The sequence below is a fragment of the Vreelandella sp. 162(4c) genome (assembly GCF_058152265.1).
Genome location: NZ_CM176981.1, coordinates 2603231 through 2619480 on the forward strand (window position 1 = coordinate 2603231; position 16250 = coordinate 2619480).

Annotated in this window: 17 protein-coding genes; 12 read left to right on the forward strand and 5 right to left on the reverse strand. The window is 51.6% G+C overall.

Annotated elements, in window-relative coordinates:
* Window positions 1–15 precede the first annotated feature (15 nt).
* The 12 genes from AC4EYZ_RS11940 to AC4EYZ_RS11995 all read left to right on the forward strand — a co-directional run bounded on the left by AC4EYZ_RS11940 (window position 16) and on the right by AC4EYZ_RS11995 (window position 10231).
* Entirely contained in the window at window positions 16–948 is a 933-nt protein-coding gene (locus AC4EYZ_RS11940) for a LysR family transcriptional regulator (protein ID WP_081742575.1), read from the forward strand.
* Window positions 945–1853 carry a LysR substrate-binding domain-containing protein gene (locus AC4EYZ_RS11945; protein ID WP_027958523.1) on the forward strand — a complete coding sequence of 303 codons (909 nt, stop codon included), beginning with the start codon at window positions 945–947 and terminating at the stop codon, window positions 1851–1853. Before AC4EYZ_RS11940 ends, AC4EYZ_RS11945 begins: the two co-directional genes overlap by 4 nt.
* A gap of 47 nt (window positions 1854–1900) precedes the next feature.
* Complete coding sequence (locus AC4EYZ_RS11950; RefSeq protein WP_155705954.1) at window positions 1901–2041, forward strand: hypothetical protein; 141 nt, start codon at window positions 1901–1903, stop codon at window positions 2039–2041.
* Entirely contained in the window at window positions 2038–3072 is a 1035-nt protein-coding gene (locus AC4EYZ_RS11955) for an ABC transporter substrate-binding protein (RefSeq protein ID WP_027958524.1), read from the forward strand. The genes AC4EYZ_RS11950 and AC4EYZ_RS11955 overlap by 4 nt, the downstream gene beginning before the upstream one ends.
* Before the next feature lie 94 nt (window positions 3073–3166).
* Window positions 3167–4231 carry an ABC transporter ATP-binding protein gene (locus AC4EYZ_RS11960; RefSeq protein WP_035538029.1) on the forward strand — a complete coding sequence of 355 codons (1065 nt, stop codon included), beginning with the start codon at window positions 3167–3169 and terminating at the stop codon, window positions 4229–4231.
* Window positions 4224–5126, forward strand: coding sequence for an ABC transporter permease (locus AC4EYZ_RS11965; RefSeq protein WP_474191687.1), 903 nt, complete (start codon window positions 4224–4226; stop codon window positions 5124–5126). Before AC4EYZ_RS11960 ends, AC4EYZ_RS11965 begins: the two co-directional genes overlap by 8 nt.
* A gap of 11 nt (window positions 5127–5137) precedes the next feature.
* A complete protein-coding gene (locus tag AC4EYZ_RS11970) occupies window positions 5138–5932 on the forward strand; it encodes an ABC transporter permease (RefSeq protein WP_027958527.1) in 795 nt (264 codons plus the stop codon).
* A gap of 10 nt (window positions 5933–5942) precedes the next feature.
* Window positions 5943–7061, forward strand: a complete 1119-nt coding sequence (locus AC4EYZ_RS11975) for an NAD(P)/FAD-dependent oxidoreductase (protein WP_027958528.1) — start codon at window positions 5943–5945, stop codon at window positions 7059–7061.
* Complete coding sequence (locus AC4EYZ_RS11980) at window positions 7036–7341, forward strand: (2Fe-2S)-binding protein (protein ID WP_081742576.1); 306 nt, start codon at window positions 7036–7038, stop codon at window positions 7339–7341. The genes AC4EYZ_RS11975 and AC4EYZ_RS11980 overlap by 26 nt, the downstream gene beginning before the upstream one ends.
* Window positions 7338–8726: an FAD-dependent oxidoreductase gene (locus AC4EYZ_RS11985; protein WP_342584577.1), complete on the forward strand. Its 1389-nt coding sequence runs from the start codon at window positions 7338–7340 to the stop codon at window positions 8724–8726. The genes AC4EYZ_RS11980 and AC4EYZ_RS11985 overlap by 4 nt, the downstream gene beginning before the upstream one ends.
* Window positions 8726–9844: an NAD(P)/FAD-dependent oxidoreductase gene (locus AC4EYZ_RS11990; RefSeq protein WP_027958530.1), complete on the forward strand. Its 1119-nt coding sequence runs from the start codon at window positions 8726–8728 to the stop codon at window positions 9842–9844. Before AC4EYZ_RS11985 ends, AC4EYZ_RS11990 begins: the two co-directional genes overlap by 1 nt.
* Window positions 9845–9886: 42 nt before the next feature.
* Window positions 9887–10231, forward strand: coding sequence for a RidA family protein (locus AC4EYZ_RS11995; RefSeq protein WP_027958531.1), 345 nt, complete (start codon window positions 9887–9889; stop codon window positions 10229–10231).
* Between the two features lie 58 nt (window positions 10232–10289).
* Here AC4EYZ_RS11995 and rph read toward each other — a convergent pair whose 3' ends face one another.
* From rph to AC4EYZ_RS12020, 5 genes are all read right to left on the reverse strand, one after another.
* Window positions 10290–11012 (reverse strand): ribonuclease PH, encoded by a 723-nt coding sequence (gene rph, locus AC4EYZ_RS12000; protein ID WP_196518269.1) that lies wholly within the window; start codon window positions 11010–11012, stop codon window positions 10290–10292.
* Window positions 11013–11151: 139 nt separating this feature from the next.
* The gene (locus tag AC4EYZ_RS12005) at window positions 11152–12708 is read right to left on the reverse strand and encodes an FGGY family pentulose kinase (RefSeq protein WP_474191691.1); all 1557 of its coding nucleotides are present in this window, start codon (window positions 12706–12708) and stop codon (window positions 11152–11154) included.
* Window positions 12709–12721: 13 nt separating this feature from the next.
* A complete protein-coding gene (locus AC4EYZ_RS12010) occupies window positions 12722–13714 on the reverse strand; it encodes an ABC transporter permease (RefSeq protein ID WP_041157439.1) in 993 nt (330 codons plus the stop codon).
* Window positions 13711–14709 carry an ABC transporter permease gene (locus tag AC4EYZ_RS12015; RefSeq protein WP_022521073.1) on the reverse strand — a complete coding sequence of 333 codons (999 nt, stop codon included), beginning with the start codon at window positions 14707–14709 and terminating at the stop codon, window positions 13711–13713. Before AC4EYZ_RS12015 ends, AC4EYZ_RS12010 begins: the two co-directional genes overlap by 4 nt.
* Window positions 14702–16189 (reverse strand): sugar ABC transporter ATP-binding protein, encoded by a 1488-nt coding sequence (locus AC4EYZ_RS12020; protein ID WP_474191692.1) that lies wholly within the window; start codon window positions 16187–16189, stop codon window positions 14702–14704. Before AC4EYZ_RS12020 ends, AC4EYZ_RS12015 begins: the two co-directional genes overlap by 8 nt.
* Window positions 16190–16250: the final 61 nt, after the last annotated feature.

A 16250-nucleotide genomic window follows, 5' to 3' on the forward strand; every position in this document is an offset into this window, starting at 1 on the left:
TTATGTGTAAAAGTTATGACTACTCCCTCTCTTCATCTGCGCGACCGTCAAGTCCTTGCATTTAAGCATGTCATGGAAATTGGCACTGTATCCGGTGCAGCACGACGTATGCTGATCGCCCAACCAGGTGTTACGCGTTTGTTAAAGCAACTGGAGCATGATGTGGGTTTTACGTTATTCGAACGTGTACGGGGGCGCTTGGTGCCGACACCTGAAGCACGCCTATTTCATCGCGAGGTGCAGCGAATGTGGAGTGGAATGGAACATCTCCGCGAGACCGCACGCCGTATTAGCGGAAGAGAAGTGGGTGGATTGCGTATTAGTGCTATGCCCTTGTTGGGGATTACTTTTTTACCTGATGTGTTGGCGGCTTTTGCCCCTCAGCACCCTGATGCACGACTTGAACTGGCTACTTTTCGTTCGGAGCAAGTCATTGAGGATGTAATTACACAACGTTGTGATATGGGCTTTGCTATTGTTGCTGAAGCCGATGATCGAGTGGGTAGCGAAGTATTTAGCCTTGGTAGCCTATGCGCTTTACCTCGTCACCACCCTTTGGCAGGCCATGAAATAATAGAAGTAGATGATTTAGATAACCAGACGCTAATCAGTTTTGAACCTCAGGATCCTTTGCGACTTGATCTGGAAAAACTCATGGAAACTCGTTGTATCAAACCCAAAAGTTACTTGGAGGTTTCTCTCGCTCTTCAAGCTGTTCGATTGGTTCGACAAGGTGTTGGAATTGCGATTATTGATCCAATCAGCGCAAAAGTTTTCGAAGGAGAAGAACTAATTTTGCGCCCCTTCAAGCCCGCCTTGAGTGAAGATTTTGCGCTGTTAACAACACGAGATCAGCCTCTATCTCAGCTTGCAAAGGATTTTATTATTCTGTTTAGAGAGCATTTTAAACAAGTATCCGTATTTTCAACTTGGACAGATAGCGCATGATTAATCTTAGGCAGATAGAAGCCTTTCGTGCGGTGATGATACATAAAACCGTTACTAGGGCAGCACAGACTCTGCATGTTTCACAACCTGCAGTAAGCCGTTTGATAAACGACTTAGAGTATTACGTAGGGTTTTCATTATTTCAGCGAAGCAAGGGTCGCTTAATTCCAACACCTGAAGCCTTAGCGCTATATGAGGATGTTGATAGAGCATTTGTAGGACTTGATAAGATTACCGATACAGCTAAAGAAATTAGAGAATTTCGAACGGGTAGGCTTTTCTTAAGCTGCATGCCAGCTCTCGCGCTTAGTGCATTACCTCCTATTATCCACTCCTTCACATCACGTCATCCGGGAATAACGGTATCATTACAAGCACATAGCTCGCAACGAGTATTAGAGTGGGTGGCAACTCAGCAGTGTGATGCAGGTTTAATAGGCATGCATCTGGAGGATCCCTCTGTCACCGTACTCCCTATTGCTAGCGGTGAGTTGTGCTTAGTAATGTTGCCTGAGCATAGATTGGCGCAGCAAGCAGCTATTATTGCAGAAGATTTGGAAGGCGAGCCGTTTGTTTCACTGGGGCAGACACAGGATGTCAGACCCCTTATTGACCATGTTTTCCATCAAGCAGGTGTTGCGCGGCGTATGCGCATCGAAACTCAATTATCGAGCGTTGCTTGTGAACTCGTTTTGTCGGGTGCAGGCGTTTCATTAATAGATCCTATTACAGCAGGTAGCTATGCCTCGCGTGGCCTAGTTATACGTCCTTTTTCACCCAAAATACCTTTTCATTACAGTGCCGTGCTTCCTGCATTTCGACCTCCATCACGTCTAGTTTTGGAATTTCTGGATGAAGTAAAAGTTTATCTGGCTAATCAGCTTGATAATCCCTTTTTTGGCTAACCCATAACATTAGCGAATAAGGTGCCTAACAAAAGGCATTAGTCCTGATGCCTGAAGCAGTGCTAGCTTCATTGAAGGTCGCACTGCCCACGCCTTCTGACCGTTTTCTAGCAATACCAGAAGCGGTGGCGGCCATTGATAACAACAAGCAAAACACCAACATCAATGACAGGACACTGCAAATATGAAAAGACTGAATAAGCAAACGACCGCAATGGCAGGACTGGTATTTCTTGGCATGAATACAGCTCTTGCTGAACCGCTATACGTAGGTTCCTATGGTGGTTCTACCGAACAAGCTATGCGTGATGAAATCATTCCAGCCTTCCTTGAGGAGCATGAGGCGGAAATCATCTATGTAGCAGGAAATTCCACCGATACCTTGGCTAAGCTGCAAGCCCAGCGTGGAAACCAAGAGCTTGATGTAGTGCTGATGGATGATGGCCCGATGTACCAAGCTATTAATCTAGGCTTCTGCTCACCGATGCAAAATACCGCTATGTTAGACGATGTCTACGACATTGCGCGCTTCCCTGATGACAAGGCTGTTGGTGTTGGCTTAGTCGCTTCTGGTTTTGCATACAATGCCGAAATGTTTGAGCGTAATGGATGGGAGCCACCTTCATCTTGGAATGATTTGGCCGATGAAAAATTTGCCGACAAGTTGGTTGTTCCTTCCATTAGCAATACGTATGGCGTGCATGCCTTGGTGATGGCGGCACGACTCAACGGTGGGGGTGAAAGCGATATCGATCCTGGCTTCATCTTTATGCAAGAAGAAGCCGCGCCCAATATTCTCTCTTTTGAGCCTTCTGCAGGCAAAATGTCAGAACTTTTCCAAAATGAGGAAATTGCTTTATCAGTTTGGGGTAGCGGGCGTTTACGCGCGCTTGCTAATACCGGTTTCCCTGGCGCCTTTGCATATCCTGAAGAAGGCGCCGTTGCTTTGATGGTTGCTGCCTGTGTAATAGAAGGTAGCGAAGAACGCGAGTTAGCCGAAGCATTTGTTGAACATTTGCTGACCCCTGAGTCTCAAGAATTGTTGGCTGATACGCAAGGCTGGGGGCCTGCGCAGCGAAATGCAGAATTACCCGATGATTTAGCGGAAATCCTTCCTTATGGGGAAAAGGTCGACCAGCTAGTAGCTGTGGATTGGGATGTTATTAACCCTAATCGTCTTGAGTGGACTAATCGATGGAACCGTCAGGTTGAGCGCTAATCCTGCGCTTAATCTCTTTCTTTGTTGATAACACTTAAGACAACACACCCTTGCTTTCAACATGATAGGTAAGGGTGTGTGGGAGTCCTATACCATGAGTTTTCTGCATTTAGAGTCATTGACTAAGCGTTATGGCAATAACGTAGCTGTGCAAGATATGACGCTTGATATTGCCCAAGGCGAGTTTGTCTCCCTGCTTGGCCCATCGGGGTGTGGGAAGACCACTACATTGCAAATGATTGCTGGTTTTGTTGAGCCTTCTCGCGGGCGCATCTGGATGAACGGCGATGATATTACGTCCTGTAAACCCAATCAGCGGGGAATAGGAATTGTGTTTCAAAGCTACGCCCTTTTTCCCCATATGACCGTCGCAGAAAATGTTCGATTTGGTCTGGAAATGCGCAAAGTTCCGATCAGTGAGAGTCACCAACAAGTACGGGAAGCGTTGGAACTGGTTCGTCTTGATCATCTGGAAGATCGGTATCCTCGCGAACTATCTGGCGGGCAACGCCAACGTGTCGCTCTGGCTCGTGCTCTCGTAATTCGTCCGCCGTTGTTACTACTTGATGAGCCTCTTTCAAACCTTGATGCACAATTAAGAGAAAACATGCAGATTGAGCTGCGGAATATTCAGCAGCAGGTTGGCACTACAACCCTGATGGTTACACATGATCAATCGGAAGCACTTTCACTTAGTGATCGTGTTGTGGTTATGAATGAGGGCAAGGTCGTACAAGTTGATGAGCCATTTTCAGCTTATGAAAATCCTAAAAATAACTTTGTTTCATCTTTTGTTGGAAAGACCAATTTATTTGCTTGCCACATAGATCAGCAAATCGGTAGCCAAGCTCAGGTAAAACTAGGTGATTACCAACTTGAAATCTCTGTGCCTAACGATATGCAAGGTGACCAGGTTCAATTATCAATCCGTCCAGAAAAATTAGAGCTAACACATCAAGGTGCTGGCCAACTAAACGGACGTGTTCGTACAAGGTTATTTCTAGGGAATCACTGGTTATACCAAGTGGATAGTAGTATCGGCGAGCTATTAATTACTCAACCTAATTTAGGAGTGCAGGGGGCCGCAGTTGGCGAAGATGTAGGAATTCGCTGGCAGGAAGGAGCTGTACGTATTCTGGGGGAGCAAGCACATGACTGAGCTCACCTCTAGCCTATCTCCTTCTGTGTCGCGTACTCGTACAATTAATCCGGTGCCGTGGTTACTGAGTGCGCCAGGTGCTATTTTTTTTCTTGCCCTATTGGGCATGCCACTAATAATGACGCTGATACTTAGTTTTAATAGCTTTGATTATTCGATTGGTATTGTTTCTTCATTTGGCCTTGAAAACTATTATGAAGTTCTTCGAGATAGTTACTTCCACGAAATATTTCTGCGTACCTATGGTATTAGTGTAGCAGTAGTAATTCTCTGTATTATTATAGGCGTACCAGAAGCTTATATTCTTTCAAGAATGCGTAATCCGTGGCGTTCGTTATTTCTAGTCGTTACTTTGGCACCATTATTAATCTCAGTAGTAGTGAGAACACTTGGTTGGGTATTGCTGATTGGTGGTAATGGCTTACTGGGTAAATTTTTGGAAGCAATTGGTATTGCTGAGTCTAGTGCAGGTAACTTGATGTACACTCACACCGGCGTAATTCTTGCGCTGGTACATGTTTTAGTTCCATTGATGGTGATCTCGGTTTGGGCCGCTCTTCAGAAGCTTGATCTTGCGGTAGAACATGCTGGTTTGTCGTTAGGCGCTAGCCACGGGACAGTTTTTCGACGCGTAGTAATTCCCCAAATATTGCCCGGTATCCTTTCCGGCAGCTTGATTGTATTTGCCTTGTCAGCCAGTGCTTTTGCCACTCCAGCCATTATTGGTGGGCGCCGTCTAAAGGTAGCGGCTACTGCTGCTTACGATGAGTATCTCAACACTATGAATTGGCCTATGGGGGCTGCAATAGCCATTGTGCTGCTGGTGGCCAATGTTGTCGTGGTGATGAGTTATAACCGCATGATGGAGCGGCGTTTTCGTCGCACCCTGGGCTAGGAGACTCCCGAATGTTACATAACAGTAAACTTGCCCTTGCGTTTCACTCGTTATTTGTCGTTTTTCTACTTGCTCCCTTAGTAGTGGTAATACTGGTAGCTTTTACACCGAATGGCTATATCTCTTACCCGACAAATGGATTTTCTCTTCGCTGGTTCGTGGCAATATTTGAGTACCCTGCTTTTATCCGTGCTTTCTGGAATAGCCTTTATCTTGGCGTTGCTGCTGCCAGTATTTCGGCCCTGTTAGCGGTGCCGGCAGCGCTAGCTATTGTCCGCTATAGTTTCCGTGGTCGCGATGCATTAGTGGGTTTGTTTTTATCACCGCTAATGATTCCTCATGTTGTACTTGGGGTAGCATTCCTCAGTTTCTTCTCTCAAATAGGCATTTACGGTAGCTTTTGGGCACTCATTGCAGCTCATGTGATTATCGTTATGCCCTATACCATGCGCTTGGTGATGGCATCTGTATTTGGCATGGATCGTAGTGCGGAAAAGGCTGCTTTATCACTAGGCGCTTCCCAGTGGACGATGTTTCGGCGCATCACCATACCGATGATTCTCCCAGGAGTCGCCGGTGGCTGGATCTTAGCGTTTACTACCAGCTTTGATGAGTTGTCGATGACCATTTTCGTGGCCTCACCCAGCACAACAACGCTGCCTGTTCAGATGTACAACCATATTGCTCATACCGTCGATCCATTAATTGCCTCTGTTTCTACGGTGTTAATCGTTTTGACGGTGCTATTTATGGTGCTGCTCGACCGGCTCTATGGAATTGACAAAGTTCTTATCGGTAAAGGTTAAGGAGCCGACTATGCAGCAGTGTGATTTCGCCGTCATTGGTGGGGGATTAGTAGGTAGTGCAATTGCTTATGGCCTAGCCAGCCAAGGTCACCAAGTTAGCGTACTAGATGAAGGTGATGTGGCCTATCGTGCATCGCGAGGTAATTTTGGATTGGTTTGGGTTCAAGGAAAGGGGCAGGAAATACCACGTTATTCCCAATGGAGTATGCGTTCTGCATCCAAGTGGTCGGCACTTTCTCAAGAGCTCTTTGAGTTGACAGGGGTCGCAACTCAGCACCACAACCCAGGGGGAGTCCATCTTTGCTATAGCGAAGCGGAATTGGCGAGTCGCGAAGTAGATCTTGATGCACTTTCTCAAGCAACGGATCGCCAGTTTTCGTTCAAAATGCTGAACCATAACCAGTTACATGACTTGATTCCTGAAATTGGCGAAAGCGTAACGGGCGCTTCATGGTCAAGCTGGGATGGGCACGCTAATCCTCTTTATCTGCTTCGAGCGCTACATGCTGGCATTCGTTGCCATGGAGGCCGCTTCCTTGCTGTTGGCAAGGTAAAGGAGATTCGGCGTAATGGGGAGAGTTATGTGATCGAGAGCAATCATCAAACCATTGCGGCGGGCCGTGTCATTTTGGCTGCAGGGCTTGGCAACCGAGAACTAGCTCCGCAGGTAGGGCTAGATGCACCATTAATACCTAATCGGGGTGAAATCCTGGTTACTGAACGAATGCGGCCACTGCTTAACCTACCAACGACCTATCTACGTCAGACCGGAGAGGGCTCAATTCTCATGGGCGACTCTCATGAAGACGTCGGTTTCAATGACGGTACAGAAACACCCGTGCTTGCTCAAATTGCTAAGCGCGCCGTAAGAGCGTTACCGGCACTTGCAAATACTCGAGTGGTTCGCAGTTGGGGAGCCTTGAGAGTTATGACACCTGATGGTTATCCACTTTATCAAGCATCTGAAAGTCATCCTGGGGCTTTTATCGCTTGTTGCCATAGCGGTGTGACGTTAGCCGCAGCCCATGCAAAGTGTTTGGCGCCCTGGTTTGCAGGCGCTGAAGCACCTTCTGAAATTACCCCTTTTACTGCGGAGAGATTCCATGTTCAAACGTCTATCCCCGCCTGAAGCCACTAACGAAGCGGTAGTAACTTTCCGCTTTGATGAGCAGACCGTGACGGCTCGCCCTGGCGATACTGTCGCTGCGGCATTACTCACTTCGGGCATTAGTATCTGCCGGAGTACGCCGGTTAGTAATGCCCCTCGTGCTCCTTACTGCATGATGGGTGTGTGCTTTGAATGTTTGGTGGAAGTTGATGGCAATCCCAATGTTCAGGCCTGCCAAGTGGAGGTTCGCGATGGGATGCATGTCCATACACAGCAGGGTGCCAGGAGATTAACTTCATGATTACGCATGACCTAGTCATTCTCGGTACAGGCCCAGCAGGTATGGCCGCAGCAACTACTGCCCTCGAATATGGCATTACGCCGGTGGTAATAGATGAGCAGCCTGCGGCGGGTGGTCAAATTTATCGTGCATTGGAAAGTACCCCTGTGCGTGATCGGCGGATTCTTGGCGAGGATTACTGGTCTGGCGAGTCTCTAATCAAGGGGCTTAAAGACCCTCAAATTGACTATCGTCCTGCAACCACCGTGTGGCAATTGACCCGGCAGCGTGAAATCGGGCTATTGCATGATGACAAGGCAGAAATGATCTGTGCGCGACATATCATCCTTGCCACAGGAGCCATGGAGCGGCCAATGCCAATACCTGGTTGGACATTGCCAGGGGTCATGACAGCAGGAAGTGGTCAAATATTGCTCAAGAGTGCCGGGGCCGTGCCCCAGGCTCCAGTCGTATTAGCCGGCTGTGGCCCCTTATTATTGCTGCTAGCCACTCAGTATCTTCGCGCAGGTGTCGAGATAGCGGCCATTCTTGATACTACGCCACGGAATCGATATCGCGCCGCTCTTAAGCACATTCCCGGTGCGTTACGTAATGCCAGCACCCTATTAAAGGGGGTGGGACTCTTACGTGAACTACGTCGTGCAGGTGTTCGCCACATTAAAGGCGTAAGCGCTCTGCGCGCCGAAGGTAGTGGTCAGTTGGAGCGCGTTTTATGGAAGCAACAGGGCGTTGATAAATGGCAGGCACTTGAAACGCCTACCTTGCTACTTCATCAAGGAGTTATCCCCAATACCCAAATCACTCGGGCGGTGGATTGCCACCATGAGTGGGATGAGCAGCAATTATCTTGGAGACCACGTCTGAATGAGTGGTTGAACACCGATATCCCAGGTATTGCCGTAGCGGGTGATGGAGGCGGTATCGTAGGAGCTAAGGCTGCGGCCATGCAAGGTCAATTAGCGGGCCTGGGGGCTGCCCTGGCGCTAGATAAATTAACCTTGGCAAACAGTACTGAACGCGCCCAACCAATTCGTAAAGCACTAGCGCGTGACACTGCTATTAGACCTTTTCTCGATGTGTTGTATAGACCTGCAAAACAATGGCGTTTACCCGATGACGATACGCTAGCCTGTCGGTGCGAAGAGGTAACCGGCGGAGAAATCCGGCGTATGGCCGAAATGGGCTGCCTAGGGCCCAACCAAACTAAGTCATTCACTCGTTGTGGCATGGGGCCGTGTCAAGGCCGTATGTGTGGTATTACCGTGAGCGAACTGCTGGCAGACGCCAATCAGCAGAGTGTTGAAGAGACCGGCTATTACAGGCTGCGACCACCTTTCAAACCGATCACCCTCGGACAGCTTGCAAAGGCGGCGGAGGAAGGCTGATGTCTCGTCGTGTAGTGGTTGTGGGCGCGGGATTTCATGGTTGCAGTGCTGCGCTGCGATTAAGTAATCAAGGGTATGAGGTCACTGTCATTGATAAGGCCTATGCCGGTCGCCATGCCTCGGGTGTCAATGCCGGTGGTGTACGTCGGCTCGGCAGGCACCCGGCAGAGATACCGTTAGCGATAGCTGCTTGGGAACGCTGGCAGAACATGACGAGTATTGTCGGTGACGATTGTGGGTTTCGTCCTGTTGGGCAAATCAAAGTGGCTGAAAACAATAATGATATGGCCATCCTCAACGAACGTGAGCGCCAAGTGCAAAACCTGGGGTACCACCATGAAAAGCTTATCAACCGTGATGAGCTACGCAAGCGGCTACCGGCGTTGGCTGGCCATTGTCCAGGTGGGCTTGCGTGTGATGGCGATGGCTTTGCCAATCCTTATCGCACTGTTACTGCCTGGCGTCGCGAAGCTGAACGCCAGGGCGCCTGCTTCCGCGAAGGTATCGAGATAACTGATATAGAGCCTAAGGGAAATGGCTGGCGTCTGAGTGGAGGCGAAGAGCATTTTGATGCCGATTTGCTTGTCAATTGTGCTGGCGCTTGGGCAGGAGAGCTTTGCAAATGGCTTGGAGAGCCGGTTCCCCTCACTGCTGAGGCTCCCATGTTAATGATCACTGAGCGACTATCGCCATTTTTAGGGACAGTAGTGGGCGCCACATCGCGGCCATTATCTTTTAAGCAGTTTGAGAACGGTACGGTTTTGATTGGAGGAGGGGTGCGCGGTGTCGTGGATATTGCTCGCCATGTGGCCGAAACCCGCTTGGGTGGGTTGGCGGAGAATGCCGATACCGTCGTCAGCCTGTTTCCGTTCATGAAAGAGGCACGCATCATGCGAACCTGGGCAGGCGTCGAAGCAGTCATGCAGGATCACATTCCTGTGATAGGTCTCAGCAGTCAACACGACAATGTTATTCACGCGTTTGGGTTCTCTGCTCACGGCTATCAGTTAGGCCCCATTACTGGAGAAATAGTCGCCGATCTTGCCATGGAGCGAGAGCCCAAGCTCCCCATCACTCCTTTTTCTATTCAAAGGTTTCAAACACCTTGTCCTGAATAGGACGAGTTAGCGTACGCCAATTAAGGCAAACAGGAGCTTATTATGATTAAACGACATATCCAAACACCTATTATGCACCGCGCTGTAGAAGCGAATGGCTTTGTTTTCTTCGGTGGAATAATTGCTGATGATCTTACGCTTGATATGGCAGGCCAAACCAAACAAGTGCTTGATAAGTTAGAGCAGTATTTAGCAGAGGCAGGCACAGACAATAAGCGAATTGTTACTGCAACTGCTTATGTTTCTGATTTAAACCTTAAGAAAGGGATGAACGAGGTGTGGACTAAATGGTTTGATGCTGACCATCTTCCAGCCCGAGCTACGTTAGGTGTTGCTGACCTAGGTGAGAATGTTCTTTTGGAATTAGTAGTGACTGCTGTTAAGTAAAGGCATATAGCTATTGCTGGCGAACTCTTTCGCCAGCAATAGTATTTGCTAAACTATTCTATCCTCGAATACCCAGCGCTTCGCGCTGATGATCGCGAAGTGCATCGCCTGCTTTCTCGGCTAAATCGAGCATGTCATTTAGCTCGGCACGGGTAAAGGCGCCGGCCTCGGCGGTACCCTGTACTTCGATCAGCTCGCCGCTTTCGGTCATTACCACGTTCAGGTCGGTATCGGCCTTGCTATCTTCCGGGTAGTCCAGATCCAGCACCGGCACACCTTTATAAATGCCCACAGAAATAGCGCTCACCAACTGCTTGAAAGGGTCGGCTTTGATCTTCTTCTCGCGCTGCAGGTAACGGATCGCATCGATCAGCGCTACGCAGCCACCGGTAATCGCTGCGGTACGGGTACCGCCATCGGCCTGGATTACATCGCAATCCACGGTAATGGTGAACTCACCCAGCTTCTTCAAATTCACCGCGGCACGCAGGCTACGGCCAATCAAACGCTGAATTTCCAGCGTGCGGCCGCCTTGCTTGCCGCGGGTCGCTTCACGACCACTGCGGGTGTGAGTGGCGCGGGGCAGCATGCCGTACTCAGCGGTGACCCAGCCCTGATTCTTGCCGCGCAGCCAGCGCGGCACACCAGCTTCTACGCTGGCATTACACAGCACTTTAGTATCACCAAACTCCACCAGTACAGAACCTTCCGCATGGCGGGTGTAATCACGGGTCAGGCGGATCTCACGGAGCTGGTCGGCTTCGCGACCACTGGGGCGCACAACATCAGGACGCTTAGCACTGCTCACAAATAGTACCTCTCGATAAACGCGTAACTGGGAAAAGCCCTCCATTGTACACGTCTGAGAGTGCGCTGATTGGCTTAACGTCCAGCTAGCGTCATGAAATAGGTTGGCTGTGTCAGTCGAGACGCCCTTCGTAAAGTTTCTTGAAAGCGGCATAACGCGCAGTGTGCAGCGCCTGCATTGCCTGGTCGGGCTCTAATGTTTGTTCGCCTGGGGCGAGGCCATTGGCAACGCTAAGCATCTCACCATTGGCCTGAGCAGCCAGCGCCGCCACGGCTACCCCAAGTAGTACGGGTTCCGGCGCATCCGCCAGCACAACCCGACAACCGGTACCGTCGGCATAGAGCTTTCGCAGCAGTGCTGAACGTCCATGCCCTCCGCTGAGGTGCAGGGTATCGATGGCATAACCATGGGAATTCATACGCTCTATGATGGCGCGGGTGCCGTAAACCAGCGAGGTGGCTGCCGCCCAATAGACCTTGATGAAGCTCTCGCGAGGAGTATCAAGGGTCAATCCCGTGATGGAGCCGCGAATTTCCGGATCCGCCAAGGGTGAGCGGTTGCCAATGAAGTCAGGACAAACATGGGTGTCAGGAGCTGGGTCGCCGGATGCCAAGCGCTCGAGTAGAAGGTCTGATAACGCGCCGTGAAGATCGTCGCCGAATTCACTGCTGGCTGAAAATAGTGCCGCCAGGTGATCTAGAAGGGCACCGGTAATGCTTTGCCCCCCTTCGTTGGCAACAAAACCGTCGCATAGCGCCCCCGGATAAGGACCCCACACGCCGGGTACCTCTCGCCGCACCGGCTGGGCGCCGATATGGCAGGTGGAAGTGCCGCCAATCACGGCAAGGCGGCGCTCGGGAGCATCAGCGAGGCTTCTGCCTAGCGTGCCAAGCGCACCGGCATAGGCATCAATCATGCCCACTGCGAAGGTACACCGAGTCGTCAGTCCCAAGTCATCGGCGGCTTCTTCGGTCAACTGCCCAAGTGCTACGCCCACGGGAAGGGCTTGGTCGGGTAATCGGGCGCACTCGAGTACATCCTGCATATCAATCTGCTTTAGAAAGTCGTGATCCCAGCCATGACCAGGGCGTGGGTCAAACGTCCACTTGCAGGAGAGCATGCAGACCGAGCGTTCAAGAGAGCCGGTGCATTTAAAGCCCAGCCAATCGCCTAGATCACCAGCGTAGCCGATCTTTGCATAGAGCTCGGGCCGGTGCCGCTTCAACCACATGAGCTTAGGCATCTGCATCTCTGGAGACATGACGCCACCCAGATTGCGCAGCGGCGCTGCCTGGGTAGCCGTGCACTCAGCGGCTTCTGCGGTTGCCCGATGATCCATCCACACAATGATATTCCACGCCTCATCGCCCGGTGAGAGTGCTAGCGGCTTATCCTGCTTATCAAGGAGCACCAACGAGCAGGTGGCGCTCACCGACATACTGGTGATGGAGTCGGACGTCACGTTGGCAACCTCGCGGGCGCGCTGGGTTGCACTGCATACCGCGCGCCAGATATCCGCTGAGCTTTGCTCCACGTGATGCTCGGCAGGGCGATGCATTGCAATGGGTGTTTTCGCTTCGGCAAGCATCACGCCATCCGGCGTGAAAATGCCTGCTCGGGCGCTGCCCGTACCGATATCAATGCCTAGAACATGTTCTTGATGACTCATGGGAAAACCTTACTCACGACTGTTTAATAAATGGCATACGTAGTGCCATTACAATAATTAGAAAAGCCCCCCATACCGCGGTGGCTAGATGCTGGCTGGCGCCCATCAGATTCATGCCGGAAGCGATTACCTGCAGGCTCATCAAGCCCAGCACCAGTGGCAGTACGCGGCCAAAGCCACCAAAGGGGTTTGCCCCGGCCAGAAAACAGGCCAAAACCGTAATCAGTAGGTAGCTCTCGCCGTGGCCTACACGTACAGAGTTAAAGCGGGCGAGCATCACCATGCCCGCTAACCCTGCCAAAATGCCGGAAATCGTGTAGACGGTGATCAGCACGCGCTTGACGTTAATGCCCGAGTACTCCGTCGCCCGAGAGTTGGAGCCCAGCATATAAATCGAAAAGCCAGTGCGGGTGAAATGCATGATGTAGATCAACCCTGCGGCAGCGGCGAGAAAGATCAGCATGGGGATTGGTATGCCCAGAAAACTGCCGCTGCCGATGGTTTGAAATACCTCCGGCATGCCTGAAATACCGCCACCGCGGGTTAAAAACTCACCCACACCCTGCAGAAAGATCATTGCCCCAAGGGAAACCAAAATGGGGTGGGCGCCCACATAGGCAACGATAACGCCAATCAAAAAGCCTGCGGCAGCGCCGACGGCAAGCCCGGCGATAATCGCCATGGGAACGCTTAGTATGCCCATGCCCGCCAGTAACCCCTGTACCAGCCAGGCGGTCATCAGCCCTGCGATATTGGCGGTAAAGGTAACCGAGAGGTTCAGGCCGCCGGAAATAATGGGTAGCAGCATCGCCAGTGAGAGTAACCCCAGCTCCGGCAGCTGCATCGACATCGAGCCAAAATTAGTGGCGGTCAGAAAGCCCGGTGCCAATAGCGAGAAGAGTCCAATACTGCCGATGAGCAGAGCCGTCATGGCGGCCACTTCAATGCTATCGCCCCCCAGGCGGAGTCCGGCCGTGGAGGGCTGTTTATTCAGGCGCTTATTCATACGTTCCTCGCCTTGGTGGTGCGGGGCAACAGGTTGCCTAGGTTGCTGGTGGTGATCGCAATCAAGATAATCAGCCCGACAATCATGCGGAAGGCGTAAGGAGTGACGCCCAGCAGGTTCAGGCCGTTTTGGACAACGGCGAGAAGCAGAACACCCAGTACGGCGCCGAGCACTGAGCCGCGCCCACCACCCAGGGTGGCGCCGCCTAGCACGACAGCCGCCAGAATTGGCAACTCCTGGCCTATCAAGGCGTTGGGCACGACCTCTTGTACGATATGTGCCTGCATCAGGCCCGCCACCCCCGCGCATAGACCCAGCCAGCCGTAGGCAAAGGCATGGATCTTCCAGACACTAACGCCAGAGCGGCGGGCGGACTCGGGATTTGATCCGAAACCGTAGATCGCGCGACCAAAACCGGTGCGGGCCAGAATGAACCAGGTGAGTATTACCATCACCACCATAACTGCCGCGGGTAAGTAGAGCGTGGCTGATCCTCGTTCGGCGGGTAGGTCAAGCAGCGGAACCGAGTAGTAGAGCCAATCGGGGATGTCGTAGATGGATACCCCGCTGGTGAAGTACATCAAGAGGCCGAAAAACAGGTTAAATGTGCCGATAGTGACGATGATCGAAACAATTCGGAAGCGGTGGATCAGCAGCGCATTGAAGAGCCCCAGTAGCATACCAACCAGCATCGAAAGCAGGATGCCAAGTAACCAGTTGCCTCCGCCCAGGTAATTCATCAGGAGTGACAGCACCACGTACTGCACCACGGATGCCGCCACGGCGAAGGAAATATCTATCCCACCCGCAATCAGAACGACGACCAGGCCCACTGCAAAGATGATATTGACCGACTGATTGTTAAGCAGGTCAAACAGGTTCTGAAAGGTGAGAAAGCTGTCGGTCGCAAGTGCTAACACCACGCACAGCAGCATGAGGATGCTCAATAGAGTACCTTCAGTGCCGATCCTTCTGTTTAGCAGTCGTTTATGCATTGATGATCGCCTCCAGCGCTTCTTCCGTGGTCTCCGCAGGTATAACCTCGGAGTAGATGCGCCCTTCGCGCAATACGAGCGCACGGTCTGCGTTCATCCAGATTTCTCCTGCTTCATCCGAAATCAGAATGATGGCCATGCCCTGGTCGGCAAGATTTCTGATGATGTCGAAAATACCGGCTTTGGCGCCTACATCGACGCCAATCGTCGGGCAGTCAAGAATGAGAACGTCGGGTTCAGTGGCTAGCCATTTGGCGAGTGCAATGCGTTGCTGGTTACCACCGGATAATGAGGAGACCGCAAGCTCGGCATCACTCACCTTGGTTTTAAGCTGCTCAATCCAGTGGGCGGTCAGTGCCTTGATGCGCTGAGGGGAGAGAAAGAAGCGCGGTTTTTCCAGTTTTGGTAGTACTGTCACTGCGGTATTCATATTGATGGACTGGTTTTGCACCAGACCAAGATTGAGTCGGTCTTCAGAGAGGTAGGCAATGCGATGGCGCACGGCATCGCGGTTGGAGTTTAGCGTCAGCGGTTGACCCTCTTTTAGCAGCTGCCCTGAAGTGGGCTGGGTCATCCCAAAAATCGTGTGGGCTATTTCGGTACGCCCTGCGCCCAGCAAACCCGTCAGACCAAGAATTTCACCGCGATGCAGGGTGAAAGAGACATTTTCAAATTCCCCTTCACGGCTTAAGTTTTTAAGCTCCAGTACCGGGGCTCCTTGGTGTGTTTCAGCACGAGGGGTAAACTCAAGTTCAAGCCCGGTCATCAGGGTTGAAAGCCGTGCCTGGGTCATCCCCTCGGTGGGGTAGGTGCCGACCAACTTCCCGTTGCGGAGCACGGTGACCCGTTGGCACACCTCCAACACTTCCACCAGCCGGTGGCTGACCAAGACAATAGAAATACCTTTCGCCGCCAGTGAGCGGGTAATGCCCAGCAGTGTCTGCACCTCTTTATAGGTAAGCGAGGCGGTGGGCTCATCCATAAAAATGATACTGGCCCCTGCACGCAGCACGCGGCAAATAGCAATGAGTTGGCGATGGGCAATCGAAAGGTCTTCAACACGGGCCATCGGATCCAGGTCGAGGCCAAACTGCTGAATGATCTCGCGGGATTGCGTCAGCGCATCTTTATAGGAAATAGGTCGCCAGGGGTTGGCAACGTAGTCATCGAAGACGATATTTTCCGCGACGGTCAGGTGCGGGAACAGCGCGAGATCTTGCCAGATCACATGGATGCCCCGGCTGCGCGCCTCTATCGGGCTAATGGCAGAGAGCGTTTCATCGCCAAACGAAAGCTCTACCCCCTCTTCAGGCGTGTATACGCCGTTAATAATTTTAATGAGCGTGCTTTTGCCACAACCGTTTTCACCTGCAAGGCAAAGCACCTCACCCCGGCGAAGTTCGAATTCGACATCATCGAGCACCCGGCTTTGACCGAAAATCTTGCTAACGTGACGCGCTCGAATCGCGATATCGCCCATTGGAGGCTCCTCTCTCAACATCACTGCCGCGCTCATCAGGAGCGCGGCAGCCTTTACACGA